We start from the raw sequence: 16,996 nt of genomic DNA on the forward strand, positions 1-16,996 counted from the left end.
TGCTTCTGTCAAGCGCCGATCATAGTGCTGTGCAACGAAGGATGCCGGGGACCAGAGTGCAGTCGCTCGAACAATCGACCAGCCTGGTCGACCAAGCCTATTCGGTGATCCTCGACGCCCTCTGCGACGGAACGTTCAAGCCGGGGGAGCGCCTCACCCAGGAGGACATCGCCGCGCGGCTCAGCGTGTCCCGCCAGCCGGTGACCCACGCCCTCGCGGTGCTGAAGGCGCAGGGCTTCCTGGTGCAGTCCGGGCGGCGCGGCCTGATGGTGACCTCCGTCGAGCCGGACTTCTTCCAGGCGATCTACCAGTTCCGCTCGGCGGTCGAGCCGCTGGCCGTCACCCTCGCGACCCAGCGCCTGACCAAGGGCGCCATCGTGCGGGGGCGCTCGCTCGTCGAGCACGGCCGCAACCTCGTGGTGGCCGGCGACACGCGGGCGACGCTCCAGGCCGACATGGACTTCCACTCGTTCATCTACGACCTCTCCGGCAACCCGATCATCGGCGAGACCATGAGGCTGCACTGGCTGCACCTGCGCCGGGCGATGGGACAGGTGCTGCGCTACCCCGGCATGTCGATCAGCGTCTGGCAGGAGCACAGCCGCATCCTGGAGCGCATGATCTTCGGGGATGCGGCGGGCGCCGCCGACCTGATGCGCCGCCACGTCGTGGAGGCCTTCGAGCGCGTGAAGATCCCGCCGGGGCCGGAGCAGCAGGCCGGTTGAGCGCCGGACCCGGTCGGCTCAGGGGGCGATGCGCTCGTTGATCGAGACGACGCGGCCGCTGCCGGGCCAGAGCGCCAGCTCGCTCACCGAGGCAGGGGCGACGACGACGCGGTCGTAGGCGTCGCTGCCGAGGCCCAGGAGGCCGGTGAGGCCTGCGCGGATGACGTCGCCATGGCTCACGACGATCGCCGGCCCGCCCGCCTCGGCCCCGAGCTCAGCGAGGACGCGGGCCGCGCGGGCGCCGACCTCCGCCATGCACTCGCCGCCCGGCGCCCGCGCCGCGCCGCGCGTCGTGTTCCAACGCTGCCAGCCCGGGTCGGTGGCGAGGTCATCGAGGCTGCGGCCGGTCCAGCTGCCGACCGCGACCTCGTTCAGGTCCGGCACGGTCTCGATGCGGAGCCCGAGGCGCGCGGCGATGGGTGCCGCGGTCTCCTGCGTCCGCTCAAGAGGGCTCGCGAGGAGGCGCACGGCGCCCGACCCCGCGAAGCGCTCGGCGAGGGCCAGCGCCTCGGCGCGCCCGGCCTCCCCGAGGGTGACGCCCGGCATGCGGCCGCACAGGATTTTGCCGAGGCGGTCGTGGCTGCCGTGCCGGACGAGGAAGACCTGCCTCATGCGCCGCCCTCCCCGGCCCGGTCGGCACCGGTGCCCGCGAGCTCACTCGGCCGCAACGGCGTGCTCCTCCGGCACGGGTCCGGCGAACCGGATCTCGCGGGCGAACCAGGCGATCGTCGCCGCGAGCCCTGCCTCAAGGTCGACCTGGGGCGCCCAGCCGAGCAGGGTGCCGGCCCGGGTGATGTCGGGCCGCCGGCGGGTCGGATCGTCCACCGGCAGGGGGCGGCGCACCACGCGGGAGCGCGTGCCGGTGAGGGCGATCACCTCTTCGACCAGCTCGCAGACCGTGATCTCGTGCGGATTGCCGAGGTTCACCGGACCGCCGGGCGACGCCTCCCGGCGCATCAGCCGCATCAGGCCGTCGACGAGGTCACTGACGTAGCAGAAGGAGCGGGTCTGGCGGCCGTCGCCGTAGACGGTGATGTCCTCCCCCGCGAGCGCCTGGCAGACCACGTTCGAAACCACGCGGCCGTCGTCGGCCCGCATGCGCGGGCCGTAGGTGTTGAAGATCCGCGCGACGCGCACGTCCGTGCCGTGGCAGCGCTCGAAGTCGAAGGTCAGAGCCTCGGCCGAGCGCTTGCCCTCGTCGTAGCAGGCCCGCGGGCCGGTCGGGTTCACGTGGCCCCAGTAGGATTCACGCTGCGGATGCACCTCCGGGTCGCCGTAGACCTCGCTGGTGGAGGCCTGCAGGAAGCGGGCGCCGTCCGCGCGGGCGCGCTCCAGCAGGCGGTTGGTGCCCACCACGCTCGTCAGCATCGTGTGGAGCGGGTCCGCCTGGTAGTGCGGCGGCGAGGCCGCGCAGGCGAGGTTGAAGATCCGCTCGAAGCGCGGCAGGGCCGGCAGCGCCTCGGTGACGTCGGCCTCGACCAGCTCGAAGCGCGGCTCCCGGGCGAGGTGGGCGAGGTTGACCCGGCGGCCCGTCAGCAGGTTGTCGAGGCAGACGACCCGGGCGCCCTCCCCCAGGAGCGCGTCGACGAGGTGGGAGCCGATGAAGCCCGCCCCGCCCGCGACCAGCACCCGACCATCCCGTGACTGCCTCATCGTGTCCCTCCCAGGACGCTACGCGTGTTTCGCATCGGCCGCCGCGCGGCGGCGTCCGGGCTTCGTCCGGCCCGGTCGGCGTTCTGGGTGCGGATGTCCGGCGCGCCGACATCCGGCGCGGGCCGGGCGCGCGCGATCAGCGGCGGTTGCCGGAAGGGGCCGTGGGCGCCCGTGCGGGACAGGTGGCTGCGCGCCGGGCCGGCACCGGCGTCGACCGAGCGGCAGAGGGCGCGGGCCATCGGTGCACCGTACGCATCCTCCGGCCGCCGCAGGGTCGGGCCGCCCGTGCGGGAGAAGTAGCGGTCGCCGTGCGGGAGCCAAGGCCGGCTCGCGAGATTCGTGGATGCGGCGCGCCGCTTCGCGCGCGTCCCGGCAAGTGCCCGGAACAGCCCCGCCGCGGAAGCGCGCGCCGTCCGGAGTCGGGCCTCGATCCGGCACCTGCTTCCATGACTGCGCAAGATGAAGTGTGCCCCATTCCGCAGGCGGTAGCGATTAACGTATGATATGGGCCGCCTCACGCAGCCCACGACTTCGTCGGCGGCCTGTATCTCCTGCGCAAAGGTTTCGGGCAGGGCCATTGTTCCGCGAGGCCGGACCGGACGCCACGGACCGGCGCGTGCCCTACGAACATCCACCGCAGCCTACCTCTTTCGACGTAGTCGCATCCGCCGGAGGGTGGAGAATCACGGTATCGCGGCTGCTACTTGCGCTCCGGGCTTTAAAGAGGATCAACTGCGGCGGGCGGGACACGAGCGAGGCGCAATTGCATTCGCGCACTGTTTTCTCGAACGAATTCAGGACACCCGGCAACGATTACGGTCGACGATTGTCAGGCCAGATTCGATCGTGTATGCAACTCACGGTTTGAACAGATAAGAATGAAATTCGCGACAAGAGACCAATGCTGGGAAATGGGGAGCAGCCCAGATGTTGACGCACCTGAACTCGATCACCGCGTTTCTGGCTGACGGCCACCCCCTGTTCATCGCCGGCGTCCGGAATGCCCTCGCGGCCACGCCCGACGTGTGCGTGGCGGGCGTCGCGACGAGCGGCCACGCCGCCTTTTCCGAGATCGCCGGCAGCCCGATCGACGTCGCGGTGGTCGGCTGCGCGCTCGCGGACATGAGCGCGGTGGCGCTGATCCGCCGGATCGCCTTCGAGACGCCGGCCACGCGCTGCGTGATGGTCAGCGCCTGCGACGACCTCAACCTGGTGCAGCAGGCCCTCGACGCGGGCGCCCGCGGCTTCGTGACGAAGCGCTCGGCCGAGGAGTGCCTGATCCACGCCATCCACGCGGTCACCTCCGGCGGGGTGTACGTGGACCCGGCCATCGCCTCGAAGATGATCCGCCTGCGCAGCATGGACCGGCGGGGCGAGCCGATCAGCCTGCGCGGCGGCCATTCGCTTTCCAACCGCGAAGAAGACATCCTGAAGCAGATCGCCTTCGGCCTCTCGAACAAGGAGATCGCCGACAAGCTCGGCATCACCGTCAAGTCGGTCGAGACCTACAAGAACCGCGCGGCGACCAAGCTGAACCTGACCACCCGGGCCAAGATCGTCCGCCACGCGCTGATGAGCGGCTGGTTCCGCGAGATGCCGGCCTGACCTCTGCGGCAGGCGATGGGCCCGCGGAGGGCCTCGAAGGAGATTGCCGGAATCCGCCGCAATCCCTGGAGGTCTCCTTCGAGGCTTCGCTTCGCTTCGCACCTCAGGATGAGGGCGCGGGGTGGGGGAACCCGGACGGTGCCTCCCACCCTCCCACCTCATCCTGAGGCGCCCCCACAGGGGGACTCGAAGGAGGGCTCCAGCTGACGCGCCGGATCTGGAGCCCGTCGATCGACCCGATCGAACGCGGTCTCACGCCACCGGCTCGGCCTGCCCGGCGAGCCGCGCGCCCACCCCCTGGTCCCACAGGGCGTCGAGATCGGTCGGCGCGTGGCCGGCGAGGAGCGCCCCGTCGAAGTCCGCGGCGTCCCGGTGCCCCGCCAGGAAGTGGGCGTCTTCCGCGAGGCTCAGGGTGAGGATGCGCTCGCCGATCAGCTCGCTGGCGCCCCCCGTGAGGAGGGACCAGGCCTCGACCTGCACGAGCCCCAGGGCCTCGCTGCCGACGCCGGGTTGGGCCCGGAGCGCGATGCGGGTGATCAGCGTCGTGAGGAAGCCGACGAGGTAGGGGTCGAGCCAGGCCCGGCCCGGCGGGCCGCCGGCCTGCCAGCGCGCGCGCTCAACGTATGGTTGCAGAGCCTGCACCGCCGCGCGCCGGCCGCCGCGGACCCGCCACAGGTCGAGAACCGAGTTGCTTCCAAGGATTCGGCCTCCGAGCATCGTGCGCCGGCTCCTGTGCGGGGATAAGACCACCGGACCGTGTGACACGCGGCGGTCACCACCGTAAAACGGATGCATGACCCGCGCCGCGCTGCCACCGATGCCGGATTTCGCCGCCGTCGAGGCCGCGGCCTCCTCGCGCGCCGGCGATCAGCAGCAGCAACTCCTGCAGTTGATCGGCACGCTCTCGCTGACCTGGTCCAACAACGAGAGCCTGTTCATCTATGTCCTGATGATACTCCTCGACACGGACGAAGTCACCGCCGCGGTCGTGTTCTCGACCCTCAACACCACGCGCGCGAGACTCGATCTGATCACCCGCCTCGCGGCCCTGAAGGTGACCGACCGGACCGCCGCGCAAGGGCTCGCGCGCCTCGTCAAGCGATTCGACGCCGGCACCCGGGTGCGCAACGAGTTCGGCCACTGCACCTACACCATCGACGAGGCCGGCCGGATCACGCACACGCACGCCATGCGGGTGCAGCAGGCCGGGGGCCGGTTGAGCTTCGGCGAGGCCCGGCCCGTGGACGCCGCACGCCTCTCCGAGCTGTCCGACGCGATCCGGCAGATGAAGCGCCTCAACCGGGACCTCTGGGCCTTCCTGCCGCAGCTGCGAGGAGCCCTGCAGGCGCCCGCGGGGGGGTGACCCGGCGCGAATGCGGCGAAGCTGATGGCACGGAATTTGTATCGCTGTACTGGCGGATAATGCCGGGTTTATTGCATTGCAACCGAAGCCCGCGGCAATCTGCCAGCAAGTACCCAATTCTTCCATTTCTGTCAGATTTTTTCTTCAGTCCTGTCGGGTTATTCCTGACAGCCTTAACCATTTTTTAAGGCTTTCTTCACGTCGTTTTTTTGCGACGGTGATGTCACCTCGGGAGCCGAGCGTTGTGCAGTCTTCGACTGCATTCATAGTCGAGTAAGCGCTCCTTAGGTCAGTCAATCATGGCTACGTGATAGGCGACGCAGAAGATCTGCCGATCCCGTTGCACTGATGACTGTCACATTCCTCTACACGGGAGACATCATCATGTCCGAGAGAAACAACACCAGCAGCAACAGCCTGCCCTTCTTCTGGGATCCGAACCAGAGCCAGGACCAGGACCAGGGACAGGGCCAGGGTCAGGCCGAGCTGCAGGGCCAGCTCCAGGGCCAGGCCGAGCTGCAGGGACAGGGCCAGGGCCAGGCCGAGCTGCAGGGACAGGGCCAGGGCCAGGGTCAGGACCAGTCGCAGACCTCGACGAGCGATAACTTCAACGCCAACGGGAGCCTCAACGGCAACCTGAACGGCAATCTCAACGGCAACCTGAACGCCAACCTCAACGAGAACATCAACATCACCAAGGTGATGGTCGATGTCGGTGTCACCGTCGGTGACGAGTCCGCCCCGGCCGAGCCCTCCGCGCCCCCGATCGACTTCAGCGGCATCAGTGCCGCGGGCAGCTTGGTGGTCATGCCGGACTTCGGCACGCAGACCACCGGCGAAGGCGGCCACAACTTCCACCTCGATCAGGTCAACAGCCTCGTCGACAACGACGTCCTGAGCAGCCCGAGCGTCAGCATGGACATCGGCGGCATCGGCGCCGATCCGTACTTCTGTGATCCGTCGGGCGCCGGCTCCTTCAGCTTCAACCAGAACGCCACGGGCAACGGCAGCACGCTCAGCAACATCGGCGCGCAGGGCGACCATGCCGCCACCGGGGCGATCTCGGCGGCCGCCAGCGCCAGCAACGAGGCCTTCACCCAGCACATCACGATGGGTGCCAACATCCAGTACAACACGATGCCGGTCGATGTCGTCGGCGGCGACTCGCTGAGCGACGCCGTCCACAACGGCTGATCCCAGCAAGAACCCAGAAGGCGGCCCGCGCTCCGGCGCGGGCCGCGTCCTCAGGATCGGGCGCGGGGCGCGCCAGCACCTGAGTGGGGGCGATCATGAATCCAGGCGGCGTCTCCGAAGCGATCGCGCATTTCGCCGGCCACCTGCGGGTCTACGAGGATGTGGCGCGCCACGGCGAGATCTACGCCGGCGACCGGCACCTGCCGACCGTGCCGTGGGCGCCGACCTTCCGGCCCGGCCAGGATCCCGAGCGCTCGCTCGACGAGCTGCCGATCCGTCCCTTCTCCCCGGACCTCGGCAGCGAGGCACAGATCAGCTTCGGGGGCCTGAAGGGCCTCGTGCCCCGAAAGACACCGATTCCGTTCCTGCCTCAGGGCGCCGGCATCCCGAAGACGCACCCCGAGATCACGCCCTCCGTCGGCAGCGGCGCCGGCCACGGCAAGCACGCCGCGACGGACGGGCCCGACCCCTCGCCCCACCCGGTGCTGGCCGAGACGCTCCAGGTCAACGCGCTCCACGACGACGACACCATCCTGATGACGGATGACCGGGCCGTGCTGGGCCTGCACGCGCCGGACGCCGTCGCCGCGCTCCCGCACCTCGTGGACTGGGCGCACGCCCAGGTCCCCGAGAGCCTCACGGGCCTGCAGAACGGCACGGAGGCCCTGGTGCATGGCGTGAGCGCCCGCGACGCGGCGCACGCGGCCTCGGGCGGCGAGGGCCTGTCGGCGGATTTCGGCACCGGCACCGTGATCGACGGCGTGCGCCAGCCTGACGGCACCCGGCTCCACGCCGACATGCCCGAGGCGTACAGGGACGGCCCGGCGGGCCACAACGGCCTCACCGACCCGGGCCTCGATGCCGTCCTGGGGCGGAACCTCAGCGTCAACAGCGCGACGATCATCGACGACAACACCCAGCACCGCGGCCTGATCGTCTTCGGCGACGCGCACACCACCAACGCGGTGATCCAGGCGAACGTGCTCTCGAGCCGCGCCGACATCAGCATCGGCGGCTCCAGCGACCGGCTCGACCTCCTGACGGACGGCAACCTGGCGACGAACGGCGCGGCGCTGTTCCGCCACGAGACCGGCGGCGCGAGCTTCTCCCGCGGCACCTACGGCGAGCACGTCCAGGTCGATCGCATCGAGGGCGACTTCTACGACGTCCGCTCGCTGAACCAGGTGAACTGGCTGAGCGACAACGACACCGTCGTGCAGGGCACCTTCCATTCCTACTACACGGCGGTGGCGGGGGCGAACCAGCAGGTGAACGTCGTCTCCTTCGAGGAGCTGGCGCAGCGCTACGACCTCATCGTGGTCGAGGGCAGCTACCACGCCTCGAACATCGTCATCCAGACGAACGTGCTCCTCAACGACGCGGTGATCCGGGCCTACACCGGGCGCGACGACACCGTCTCCCAGACGATCACCAGCGGCGACAACACGCTGACGAACCGCGCGCAGATCGACCTCTACGGCCATTCCGCCTACGGGCAGGCCGGCCACGACATGCTGGCCGCCGCCCGCCAGCTCGGCGACGGGGTCCTCGACCAGCATCTGGCCGGACAGCTGCCGGCCAACGGCGCCCACACGCTCAACGTGCTCTACGTGACGGGCGACTTCTACAACCTCAACCTGATCGCGCAGACCAACGTCCTCGCCAACATCGACACCGCGATCCAGTACATGCCGAACCCGGGCACGACGCTGTCCCCGCTCGGCACGCCGATGACCTCGACGGAATCTGTCACCACCGGCGCCAACAGCCTGCTCAACGCCGCGCAGATCACGAGCGTCGGCACCACCACGGCGTTCCAGTACGTCGGCGGCCACCATTACGACGACGCCGTGCTGGTTCAGGCGAACCTCGTGAGCGACCACAAGGCCGTGGTGTTCGGCAACACCCAGGCGCTCGTTCCCGAGCTCATCGCCTTCACGGGCCTGCAGGATGCGCACGCGCCCGAGCCGGAGCTGCCCCACGCCCAGCCCGCGCACGACCCGAGCCTCAGCCACGACCTCTTCCACGGAATGATGACCTGAGCCGCGGCGCGGACGGGCCCGACCGAGAACACCACCGGAGACGACGCGATGGATGAGACGGCGAAGCAGGGTCAGGACGGCGGGGCGACGGCGCCCGCAGGTCCGGCGCGCGCCGCAGCGCCGCGCACGATGCCCGAGGTGCCGCCGGCCGCCAACGATGCCCAGGATGGCAGCAGGGATGGCGGCAAGGATGCGAGCAAGGTCCCGGCGAAGGAGTCGCGCCTTCAGCGCCGGCACGGCGACCAGGATTTCCGCGAGGTGCTCACCAAGGGCCTCGCGCGCTGCCGGCGCAAGCTCGTCGTCATCGCCGTGTTCTCGTTCTTCACGAACATGCTCGTGCTCGGCGTGCCGATCTACCTGTTCAACATCTCGGACCGGGTGCTGACGAGCCGCAGCGTCGACACCCTGATCATGCTGACCATGGTGATCGTCGGCGCGGTGTTCGGGCACGTGGTGCTCGACGCGACGCGGCGCTTCATCCTGATGCGCGTCGCCGTCGAGGTGGAGAGCCGCCTCGGCGCGCCGGTGCTGGCCGCGGCCGCCAAGGCGTCCCAGGCCGGGTCGAGCCGCGAGTTCCAGACGCTCGCCGACCTCCAGCACCTGCGCAACTTCATCACCGGGCCGGTGCTGCTGATCATGTTCGACGCGCCGGTGGCGCCCGTCTACCTGCTCGCCGTCTTCCTCATCCATCCGGACCTCGGCTGGATCGTCACCGCGACGGGGTCGATGCTGCTGGTCTTCGCGCTCATCAACCAGAAGCTGACGGCCGTGCCCTTCGCGCAGGCCAGCGTCTTCGCCACGCGGGCGAACCTGCAATCCGACGCCATGGCCCGCAACAGCCAGGTCATCAACGCCATGGGCATGATCCCCGAGAGCGTGATGATCTGGGGCCGCGAGACCGTGGAATCGCTGCGCGCCCAGGTGACCGCCCAGGACCGCAACATCATCATCGCGAGCCTGTCGAAGTTCGTGCGGCTCTCCACCCAGGTCGGCATGCTCGGCTGGGGCGCCTCCCTCGCCCTCGACGGCAAGCTGACCGGCGGCATGATGATCGCGGCCTCGATCATCGGCGGCCGCGCGCTCGCGCCCATCGAGGGCGTGATCGACGGCTGGCGCAGCTTCGTCCAGGCCCGCATGGCCTACCAGCGCGTGCGGGCGCTCCTCCTCAACTCGCCGCTCAACCTCGACCGCCTGCGGCTGCCGCGCCCGACCGGCCGCCTCACCGTCGAGCGCCTGCTCTACGTGCCGCCGCCGAGCAAAAAGGTGATCCTGAACGGGGTGTCGTTCCAGCTGGAGCCCGGCGAATCCCTGGCGATCGTGGGGGCGTCGGGCACCGGCAAGTCGACGCTCGCGCGCATGCTCGTCGGCTCGATCAACCCGACCGCGGGCTCGGTGCGCCTCGACATGATGGACCTGCGCAACTGGGACCCGCGCCAGTTCGGTCAGAGCATCGGCTACCTGCCGCAGGACGTTCAGCTCTTCCCCGCCTCCATCAAGGCGAACATCGCCCGGATGCAGGAGGACGCGAGCGACACGGCGGTCTACGAGGCCGCCGCGATCGCCGACGTGCACGAGCTGATCTCGGGCTTCTCGCAAGGGTACGAGACGCTCGTCGGCATGGACGGCAGCCCGCTCTCGGGCGGGCAGCGCCAGCGCATCGGGCTAGCGCGCGCCTTCTTCGGCGATCCGCGCCTCGTGGTGCTCGACGAGCCGAACTCGAACCTCGACACCCCCGGCGAGATGGCGCTCGCCCGGGCGCTCGCCTGCGCCAAGAGCCGCGGCACCACGGTCGTCGCGATCACGCAGCGCCCGGCGCTCCTCAGCAGCGTCGACAAGATCATGATCCTCAAGGACGGCGCCGTGCAGGTGATGGGCCCGCGCGAGCAGGTGCTGCCGATGATCATGGGGCAGGCGGCCCAGCAGCAGGCCGCCGGCCTCACCCCCATGCGCGCCTGAGCGGAGGGAGCACCCATGTCGAACATCGTTCCCCGTCCGGACTGGCAGGACGCCGTCCCGCACGACACGCGCCTGCACACGAGCTTCGGCTTCGGTTTCCTGGCCGCGCTCCTCCTCGGCTTCGCGGTCTGGGCGAACGGCGCCCCGATCGCCGGCGCCGTCGTCGCCTCGGGCGCCTTCGTGACGACGACCCAGAACAAGACCATCCAGCACCTTGAGGGCGGCGTGATCCGCCAGATCAAGGTGAGCGAGGGCGACCTCGTGGACGCCTCGCAGGTGCTCGTGCAACTCGACGAGACCACGCCGAAGGCGGAGCTGCGCCGCCTGCTCCTGCGCGAGGGGCGCCTGATCGCCATGGAATCGCGCCTCAGGGCCGAGGCCCGGGAGGCCAAGGAGGTGCCCTTCCCGCCCGCCCTTCTGACGCGTGCGGCCGACGACGACATCGCGATGATCCTGGCGACCCAGCGCCTCACCTTCGAGGCCCGGCGCAAGAACCTCGCGAGCGACCTCGCGGTGCTCAAGGACGGGATCGACGCGCTCAACGAGAAGATCCGCGGCAGCCAGATCCAGCGTGCCTCCCTGGTGCGCCAGCTCGACCTGTTCGGCCAGGAGATCGATGTGAAGAACCAGCTCCTCACGAACGGGCTGATCCGCCGGTCGGAGGTGCTCCAGCTCCAGCGCGCCCAGGCGAGCGCGCAGGGCGAGATCGGCCGCATCGACGGCGACATCGGCGACGCCCGCGAGCGTATCGCGCGCATCCAGGAGCAGATGATCGGCGCCCGCAACGCCGCGATCAAGACGGCGGTGGAGCAGCTCCACGAGGTGCAGGGTGAGCAGACCGACGTGCGCGAGCGCATCCGCAGCGCCCAGAGCCTCCTCGACCGCGTGAACATCGTGGCGCCGGTGCGCGGCGTCGTGGTGAAGCTGCGCTACCACACCGCCGGCGGCGTGGTGGAGGCGGGCAAGAGCATCATGGAGCTGGTGCCGGTCGATGACCGGCTGGTGATCGAGGTGCGCATCCGCCCGCAGGACATCGACCACGTCAAGCGCGGACAGATCGCCAACGTCCGCCTCACCGCGCTAAGCCAGCGCGTGACCCCGATGATCTCGGGCGAGGTCGTCTACGTCTCGGCCGACGCGCTGCCGGACGACCGGCGCAACCAGATCGCCCCGACCGACCAGTACGTCGCGCGCATCCAGCTCAGCAGCAGCGCGGTCCACGAGCTGCCGCACTTCACCGCGACGCCCGGCATGCCCGCGGAGGTCTACATCAAGACGAGCGAGCGGACGTTCTTCGAGTACCTCACCAAGCCCATCAAGGACTCGATGGTCCGGGCCTTCCGGGAGATCTAGCCGATCGCCAGCAGGCTCGCGTTCCCGCCGGCCGCCGTCGTGTTGATGCTGATGCTGCGCTCCCGCACGAGCCATTCGAGCGGGTAATCGGCCCGGCCCGTCACCGGGTCCGGCCGGGGCAGGTGGATCGGCACGATCGGCCCGGGACGCGCCGCGAGGCGCCGGGCGAGGTCGGCGAGGTCCTCCGCGCTTCCCTCGAACAGCGCCGCCGCGATATCCTCGGCCGGGTCCGCGCCCGCGGGGATGATTGCGGCGCGCAAGCTCTCCGGGAGATCGGCCAGGCAGGCGGAGCCCTGAGGGACGGAGGCCCGGTTGCCGGTCGCGAGCGCCGCGGCGACCTGGGCGAGGAGCCCGTCCTCCGTCGCGGCCCGGCACAGGAGCGTGCCCCGCGGCTCCAGGCGGTACCGGTTCGTCTCGCCGACGGGGCCGGGCAGCAGCGCGTCGTGCCCGAGGGGGCTCTGTGCCGCGATCGCCTCGCAGGCCTCGGCCGCTGCCGCGCGGTCCGTGCGGCGCAGCCAGTCGGCGAAGAGTATCAGTTCTTTCGCCCGCCCCCCGGGTGCGAGTCCGGTCGTCGCCGGGCGGGCTGCGAGGAGCCGGCGGAGGTAGAGCGGGCCGCCCGCCTTCGGCCCGGTGCCCGAGAGGCCGTGCCCGCCGAAGGGCTGGACGCCGACAACGGCGCCGACGAGGTTGCGGTTCACGTAGATGTTCCCGGCGCGCGCCCGGGCAGTGGCCCTCGCAACCGTCGCGTCGATCCGCGTGTGGATCCCGAAGGTCAGCGCATAGCCGCTCGCGTCGATCCGCCCGATCAGCGCGTCGAGGCTCCCCCGCGCGAAACGCACGACGTGCAGCACCGGGCCGAACACCTCGCGCGTCAGCTCGGTGACGTCGGACAGCTCGATGATCGTCGGCGCCACGAAGGTGCCCCGCGCACTGGCCTCGTGAAGGCGGGCCCGGTGGACCGGGCGACCGGCCGCCCGGAGGGCTTCCACGTGAGCCTCGATGCCCGCGCGGGCCTCGACGCTGATGACGGGGCCGATATCGGTGTCGAGCCGGTCGGGATTGCCGGTTCGCAGCTCTGCCAGCGCGCCCTTGAGCATCGCGAGCGTCCGGTCCGCCACGTCCTCCTGCAGGCAGAGGAGGCGGAGCGCCGAGCAGCGCTGGCCGGCCGAATCGAAGGCCGAGACCAGGGTATCGGCCACCACCTGCTCGGTGAGCGCGGAGGAATCGACCACCAGGGCGTTCTGCCCCCCGGTCTCGGCCACCAGGGGCACCGGGCGCCCGTCCGGGTCCAGGCGCTCCGCCAGGGTCGCCTGGATCTTGCGGGCGACCTCGGTCGAGCCCGTGAACAGCACGGCCCGCACCCGGGGATCCCGCGCGAGGGCGGCCCCGACCGCGCCGTCGCCCGGCAGGAGATGCAGCGCCGATCCCGGAATGCCGGCCTCGTGCAGGAGGCGCACCGCCTCGGCCGCGACGAGCGGCGTCTCCTCGGCGGGCTTGGCCAGCACCGCGTTGCCGGCGGCGAGCGCTGCGGCGACCTGACCCGTGAAGATCGCGAGGGGAAAGTTCCAGGGGCTGATGCAGAGCACCGGCCCCAGCGGGCGATGCGTGTCCGGCCCGAAGGAGCGGGCCTGGGCCGCGTAGTAGCGCAGGAAGTCCACCGCCTCGCGCACCTCGGCGACGGCGTTCGCGGCCGACTTGCCGGCCTCGCGGATCAGGAGGCCGAGGAGGTCCGGCATGCGGGCCTCCAGGCTGTCCGCGGCGCGTTCGAGATGGGCCGCGCGCTCGGCGGCGGGCGTGCGGCCCCAGGCGGCCGCGCCGGCTTCGGCGAGCGCGAGGGCCGCCTCGATGGCCGCCGCGTCGGCCGGGACCATGCTGCCGACCACGTCGCGGTTGTCGGCCGGGTTGTGGATCTGCGTGGCCGGCGCTCCGGCGGCCGGCACGCTCGCAGCCGCGACGGGCATCCGCGCCGCGCCGGCGGGCAGGCTCACGGCGAGCGCGGCGATCTGCGCCTCGTCCGCGAGGTCGAGCCCCGCCGCGTTGGCGCGGTCCGGGAACAGGGCGCGCGGATGCGCGATGCCGGGATGCGGCGCGCCGGGCGGCGTGATGGCCCGCGCCTCCGCCACCGGGTCGGCGACGAGCTCGGCGATCGGCACGGCCGGATCGGCGACGCGGTTCACGAAGGAGGCGTTGGCGCCGTTCTCGAGGAGCCGCCGGACGAGGTAGGCCAGCAGGGTCTCGTGGGTGCCGACGGGCGCGTAGATCCGGCAGGGCCGGTCAAGGCGATGGGGGCCGACGACCTCTTCGTAGAGCCCCTCCCCCATCCCGTGCAGGCACTGGAACTCGTAGTCGCCGAGGCGGAAACCGTCGCCCGCCATGGCCATGATGCTCGCCAGCGTCTGGGCGTTGTGGGTGGCGAATTGCGGGAAGACCGCGTCGCGAGCGCCGAGCAGCTTGCGGGCGCAGGCGAGGTAGGAGACGTCGGTATGAACCTTCCGGGTGAAGACCGGGTAGTCCAGCCCGTCCACCTGCGCCCGCTTGATCTCGGCGTCCCAGTAGGCGCCCTTGACGAGGCGGAGCATGATCCGCCGACCCGTGCGGCGGCCGAGGTCGATCACGAAGTCGAGTACCGCCGACGCCCGCTTCTGGTAGACCTGCACCACGAAGCCGATGCCGTCCCAGCCGGCGAGGCGCGGGTCCCCGCAGAGCGCTTCCAGGATGTCGAGGGAGAGGTCGAGCCGGTCCGCCTCCTCGGCGTCGATGTTGAGGCCGATCTCGTGGTCGCGCGCCAGGGTGGCGAGGTCCACGACTCGCGGCAGCAGCTCCGCCATCACGCGGGCCCGCTGCGCGCGGACGTAGCGCGGGTGCAGCGCCGACAGCTTGATCGAGATGCCGGGGCGCTCGTAGGGGCCGCGGCCCCGCGCCGCCCGGCCGATCGCCACGATGGCGTCGGCATAGTCCCGCCGGTAGCGCTCCGCATCCGCGGCGGTCATCGCCGCCTCGCCCAGCATGTCGAACGAGTAGCGGAAGCCCTGAGCCTCCATCCGGCGGCTGTTGTCGAGCGCCCGCCCGATGGTCTCGCCCGTCACGTACTGCTCGCCCATCATCCGCATGGCGATGTCGACGCCGCCCCGGATCACCGGCTCGCCGCCACGGGCGACGAGGCGGGTCAGGGCCGCGGCGAGGCCGGCATCGTCCGAGGGCGCGGCGAGCCGGCCCGTGACCGCGAGGCCCCAGGTCGCCGCGTTGACGAAGAGCGACGGGCTGCGGCCGAAATGGGCCAGCCAGTCGCCGGGCCCGATCTTGTCGCGGATCAGGCTGTCGCGGGTGTCGGCGTCGGGGATGCGCAGCAGCGCCTCGGCGAGGCACATCAGCGCGACACCCTCCTGGCTCGACAGGCTGTACTCGGCCACCAGCGCCTGGACCCCGCCGCGCCCGCCCTTGGCGCGCAGGGCCGCGATCAGCCGCCGGGCGAGGCGCGCGGTTGCCTCCGCCTCGCCCGCCGACATCGCGGCGGCATCGAGGAGCGGCGGCAGGCAGGCGGGCTCCGGGCGCCGGCAGGCGGCCGTGATCGCCGCGCGCAGCGGCGTCGGCGGCACGACCTCCGCGAAGGCCGAGAAGGGAGGTTCGGCGCTGGGCTCGTCCGTCATGGCGACGCTCGACCGGGGTTTGGGCCGGGGGGATGAACCGGTCCCGCCGGGGCTGCGTTGGCCCCCGACAGGGCGCCCGCGCGAGGCGGCCGTCCGACCCGGACCAGGGAGCATCATCGATGAATCCGAGCAAGGACGCACGCCCCTCGCTGCGTGAATTCGACGCCTACACGGACCGCAACGGCCAGGATCTCGGGGAGGACAGCCCCCTCGACGTCGGCCGCCCCGAAGCGATGAAGCGCGCCCGCGAGGAGGACCCGAGCTGGCAGGCGGAGACCGCGCGGGTCGCCTCGGATTTCCAGCGCGTCGATGCGGTGCAGGGCGGCAGCGTCGCCTCCGTGGAGGCGACCGAGGCCGAGACGCCGCCCGAGAACCTGCGCCACATCTCCGACGCCAGCACCACGCCGAAGGGCTGAGGCGGCGCCAGCCCGCCGCGGCGGGCTCAGCCGAGCGCCTCCGCGAGCAGGCCCGGCACCTCGCCCGAGATCTCCCGGGAGAGGAAGCCGGGGCCGCCGTAGCGGCGGGCAAGGCGGCGGCCCGCCTCGCCGTGCAGGTAGACGCCCCAGAGGGCCGCCTCGATCGGGCCGGTGCCGCGGGCCATCAGACCCGCGATCAGGCCCGCCAGCACGTCGCCGGACCCAGCGGTGGCGAGGCCGACGTGGCCTGCATCGTAGAGCCAGGCCGCGCCGCCCGGCGCGACCACGTAGGTCCCCGCCCCCTTCATCAGCGTCACCGTGCCGAAGCGCTCCGTGGCGGCGCGTGCGGCCTCCAGCGGATCGACCTCGATCGCGGTGCGCTCCTGACCCAGGAGCTGCGCCATCTCGCCGGCATGGGGCGTGATGACCGCGGGGACCTCGAGGCTGCGGGTAAGGTCCGGGGCCGGCGGCAGCGCCGACAAGGCGCCGGCGTCGAGGACGAAGCCTGTGCCGGAGGCGAGCCGCAGGAGCGTTGCCGCGATGCGCCGGGTCGCCGCGCTCGCGAACATGCCGGGCCCGATCAGCGCCGCGTCGCAGCGCTCGGCGCGGCCGGCGAGATCGCCCGCGCAGCTCTCCGAGATGCCGCCGTCGCTGGCCTGAGGCAACCCGAAGACCCGCGCCTCGGGCATCGCAAGGCCGAGGGGGATCGCGAGGTCCCGGCAGGCGGCGATCTGCACCTTGCCGGCCCCGACCCGCATCGCCGCCGTGGCGCTGAGGAGGGCCGGCCCCGGCACCTCGACGCAGCCCGCGGTGACGAGCACGCGGCCCCGCGCATCCTTGCTGTCGGCCTGCGGCGCGGGGATCGGCATCCGGCGCAGGAGGTGCGGGGTGATCGGCGCGGCGCTGCTGTCCATCCTGCCTCCTCGGGGCCGCCGGATCGTGGCGGCCGCGACCCCGCCGCGCAAGCCCGCGGAGCCTGCCCCGCCCTGCGGCACCGTGGCCGGCGAATCGACCGATCGGGCTTTTGAACACGCGGCACCCA

At 71.4% G+C, this 16,996-nt stretch carries 14 protein-coding genes; 8 read left to right on the forward strand and 6 right to left on the reverse strand.

Annotated elements, in window-relative coordinates; all coding sequences use genetic code 11:
- Positions 1-41 precede the first annotated feature (41 nt).
- On the forward strand, positions 42-725 hold the full coding sequence (locus ACLBXP_RS08660) for a GntR family transcriptional regulator (protein WP_447667230.1): 684 nt from the start codon (positions 42-44) through the stop codon (positions 723-725).
- An 18-nt stretch (positions 726-743) separates the two neighbouring features.
- Here ACLBXP_RS08660 and ACLBXP_RS08665 read toward each other — a convergent pair whose 3' ends face one another.
- From ACLBXP_RS08665 to ACLBXP_RS08675, 3 genes are read right to left on the reverse strand one after another with little or no spacing between them, the layout of a single operon-like run.
- Positions 744-1,337, reverse strand: a complete 594-nt coding sequence (locus tag ACLBXP_RS08665; RefSeq protein WP_447667231.1) for a histidine phosphatase family protein — start codon at positions 1,335-1,337, stop codon at positions 744-746.
- Between the two features lie 42 nt (positions 1,338-1,379).
- Complete coding sequence (locus tag ACLBXP_RS08670; RefSeq protein WP_447667232.1) at positions 1,380-2,378, reverse strand: UDP-glucuronic acid decarboxylase family protein; 999 nt, start codon at positions 2,376-2,378, stop codon at positions 1,380-1,382.
- Positions 2,375-2,617, reverse strand: a complete 243-nt coding sequence (locus tag ACLBXP_RS08675; protein WP_447667233.1) for a hypothetical protein — start codon at positions 2,615-2,617, stop codon at positions 2,375-2,377. Before ACLBXP_RS08675 ends, ACLBXP_RS08670 begins: the two co-directional genes overlap by 4 nt.
- Positions 2,618-3,305: 688 nt before the next feature.
- Here ACLBXP_RS08675 and ACLBXP_RS08680 point away from each other — a divergent pair.
- Positions 3,306-3,983, forward strand: coding sequence for a LuxR C-terminal-related transcriptional regulator (locus tag ACLBXP_RS08680; RefSeq protein ID WP_447667234.1), 678 nt, complete (start codon positions 3,306-3,308; stop codon positions 3,981-3,983).
- A 252-nt stretch (positions 3,984-4,235) separates the two neighbouring features.
- Here ACLBXP_RS08680 and ACLBXP_RS08685 read toward each other — a convergent pair whose 3' ends face one another.
- Positions 4,236-4,700: a hypothetical protein gene (locus tag ACLBXP_RS08685; RefSeq protein WP_447667235.1), complete on the reverse strand. Its 465-nt coding sequence runs from the start codon at positions 4,698-4,700 to the stop codon at positions 4,236-4,238.
- 76 nt (positions 4,701-4,776) lie between these two features.
- Here ACLBXP_RS08685 and ACLBXP_RS08690 point away from each other — a divergent pair, with 76 nt between their 5' ends.
- From ACLBXP_RS08690 to ACLBXP_RS08710, 5 genes are all read left to right on the forward strand, one after another.
- Positions 4,777-5,346 carry a hypothetical protein gene (locus ACLBXP_RS08690; protein ID WP_447667236.1) on the forward strand — a complete coding sequence of 190 codons (570 nt, stop codon included), beginning with the start codon at positions 4,777-4,779 and terminating at the stop codon, positions 5,344-5,346.
- Between the two features lie 384 nt (positions 5,347-5,730).
- On the forward strand, positions 5,731-6,540 hold the full coding sequence (locus ACLBXP_RS08695) for a hypothetical protein (protein WP_447667237.1): 810 nt from the start codon (positions 5,731-5,733) through the stop codon (positions 6,538-6,540).
- 95 nt (positions 6,541-6,635) lie between these two features.
- Positions 6,636-8,582 carry a hypothetical protein gene (locus ACLBXP_RS08700; protein WP_447667238.1) on the forward strand — a complete coding sequence of 649 codons (1,947 nt, stop codon included), beginning with the start codon at positions 6,636-6,638 and terminating at the stop codon, positions 8,580-8,582.
- Positions 8,583-8,630: 48 nt separating this feature from the next.
- Complete coding sequence (locus tag ACLBXP_RS08705) at positions 8,631-10,538, forward strand: type I secretion system permease/ATPase (protein ID WP_447667239.1); 1,908 nt, start codon at positions 8,631-8,633, stop codon at positions 10,536-10,538.
- Positions 10,539-10,553: 15 nt separating this feature from the next.
- Positions 10,554-11,891, forward strand: a complete 1,338-nt coding sequence (locus tag ACLBXP_RS08710) for an HlyD family type I secretion periplasmic adaptor subunit (RefSeq protein ID WP_447667240.1) — start codon at positions 10,554-10,556, stop codon at positions 11,889-11,891.
- On the opposite strand, the gene putA is transcribed toward ACLBXP_RS08710, so the two are convergent.
- On the reverse strand, positions 11,888-15,538 hold the full coding sequence (gene putA, locus ACLBXP_RS08715; RefSeq protein WP_447667241.1) for a trifunctional transcriptional regulator/proline dehydrogenase/L-glutamate gamma-semialdehyde dehydrogenase: 3,651 nt from the start codon (positions 15,536-15,538) through the stop codon (positions 11,888-11,890). The two genes, ACLBXP_RS08710 and putA, sit on opposite strands and share 4 nt — an antisense overlap.
- Positions 15,539-15,657: 119 nt before the next feature.
- On the opposite strand from putA, the gene ACLBXP_RS08720 reads away from it, so the two are divergent.
- The gene (locus tag ACLBXP_RS08720; RefSeq protein WP_447667242.1) at positions 15,658-15,954 is read left to right on the forward strand and encodes a hypothetical protein; all 297 of its coding nucleotides are present in this window, start codon (positions 15,658-15,660) and stop codon (positions 15,952-15,954) included.
- A gap of 26 nt (positions 15,955-15,980) precedes the next feature.
- On the opposite strand, the gene ACLBXP_RS08725 is transcribed toward ACLBXP_RS08720, so the two are convergent.
- Positions 15,981-16,868 (reverse strand): NAD(P)H-hydrate dehydratase, encoded by an 888-nt coding sequence (locus tag ACLBXP_RS08725; RefSeq protein WP_447667243.1) that lies wholly within the window; start codon positions 16,866-16,868, stop codon positions 15,981-15,983.
- Positions 16,869-16,996 lie beyond the last annotated feature (128 nt).

The sequence above is a fragment of the Methylobacterium sp. A54F genome (assembly GCF_053346035.1).

Coding starts and splice junctions, on each gene's coding strand:
- ACLBXP_RS08660 (WP_447667230.1), top strand. CDS start 42: ATGCCGGGGACCAGAGTGCAGTCGCTCGAACAATCGACCAGCCTGGTC.
- ACLBXP_RS08665 (WP_447667231.1), bottom strand. CDS start 1,337: ATGAGGCAGGTCTTCCTCGTCCGGCACGGCAGCCACGACCGCCTCGGC.
- ACLBXP_RS08670 (WP_447667232.1), bottom strand. CDS start 2,378: ATGAGGCAGTCACGGGATGGTCGGGTGCTGGTCGCGGGCGGGGCGGGC.
- ACLBXP_RS08675 (WP_447667233.1), bottom strand. CDS start 2,617: ATGGCCCGCGCCCTCTGCCGCTCGGTCGACGCCGGTGCCGGCCCGGCG.
- ACLBXP_RS08680 (WP_447667234.1), top strand. CDS start 3,306: ATGTTGACGCACCTGAACTCGATCACCGCGTTTCTGGCTGACGGCCAC.
- ACLBXP_RS08685 (WP_447667235.1), bottom strand. CDS start 4,700: ATGCTCGGAGGCCGAATCCTTGGAAGCAACTCGGTTCTCGACCTGTGG.
- ACLBXP_RS08690 (WP_447667236.1), top strand. CDS start 4,777: ATGACCCGCGCCGCGCTGCCACCGATGCCGGATTTCGCCGCCGTCGAG.
- ACLBXP_RS08695 (WP_447667237.1), top strand. CDS start 5,731: ATGTCCGAGAGAAACAACACCAGCAGCAACAGCCTGCCCTTCTTCTGG.
- ACLBXP_RS08700 (WP_447667238.1), top strand. CDS start 6,636: ATGAATCCAGGCGGCGTCTCCGAAGCGATCGCGCATTTCGCCGGCCAC.
- ACLBXP_RS08705 (WP_447667239.1), top strand. CDS start 8,631: ATGGATGAGACGGCGAAGCAGGGTCAGGACGGCGGGGCGACGGCGCCC.
- ACLBXP_RS08710 (WP_447667240.1), top strand. CDS start 10,554: ATGTCGAACATCGTTCCCCGTCCGGACTGGCAGGACGCCGTCCCGCAC.
- putA (WP_447667241.1), bottom strand. CDS start 15,538: ATGACGGACGAGCCCAGCGCCGAACCTCCCTTCTCGGCCTTCGCGGAG.
- ACLBXP_RS08720 (WP_447667242.1), top strand. CDS start 15,658: ATGAATCCGAGCAAGGACGCACGCCCCTCGCTGCGTGAATTCGACGCC.
- ACLBXP_RS08725 (WP_447667243.1), bottom strand. CDS start 16,868: ATGGACAGCAGCGCCGCGCCGATCACCCCGCACCTCCTGCGCCGGATG.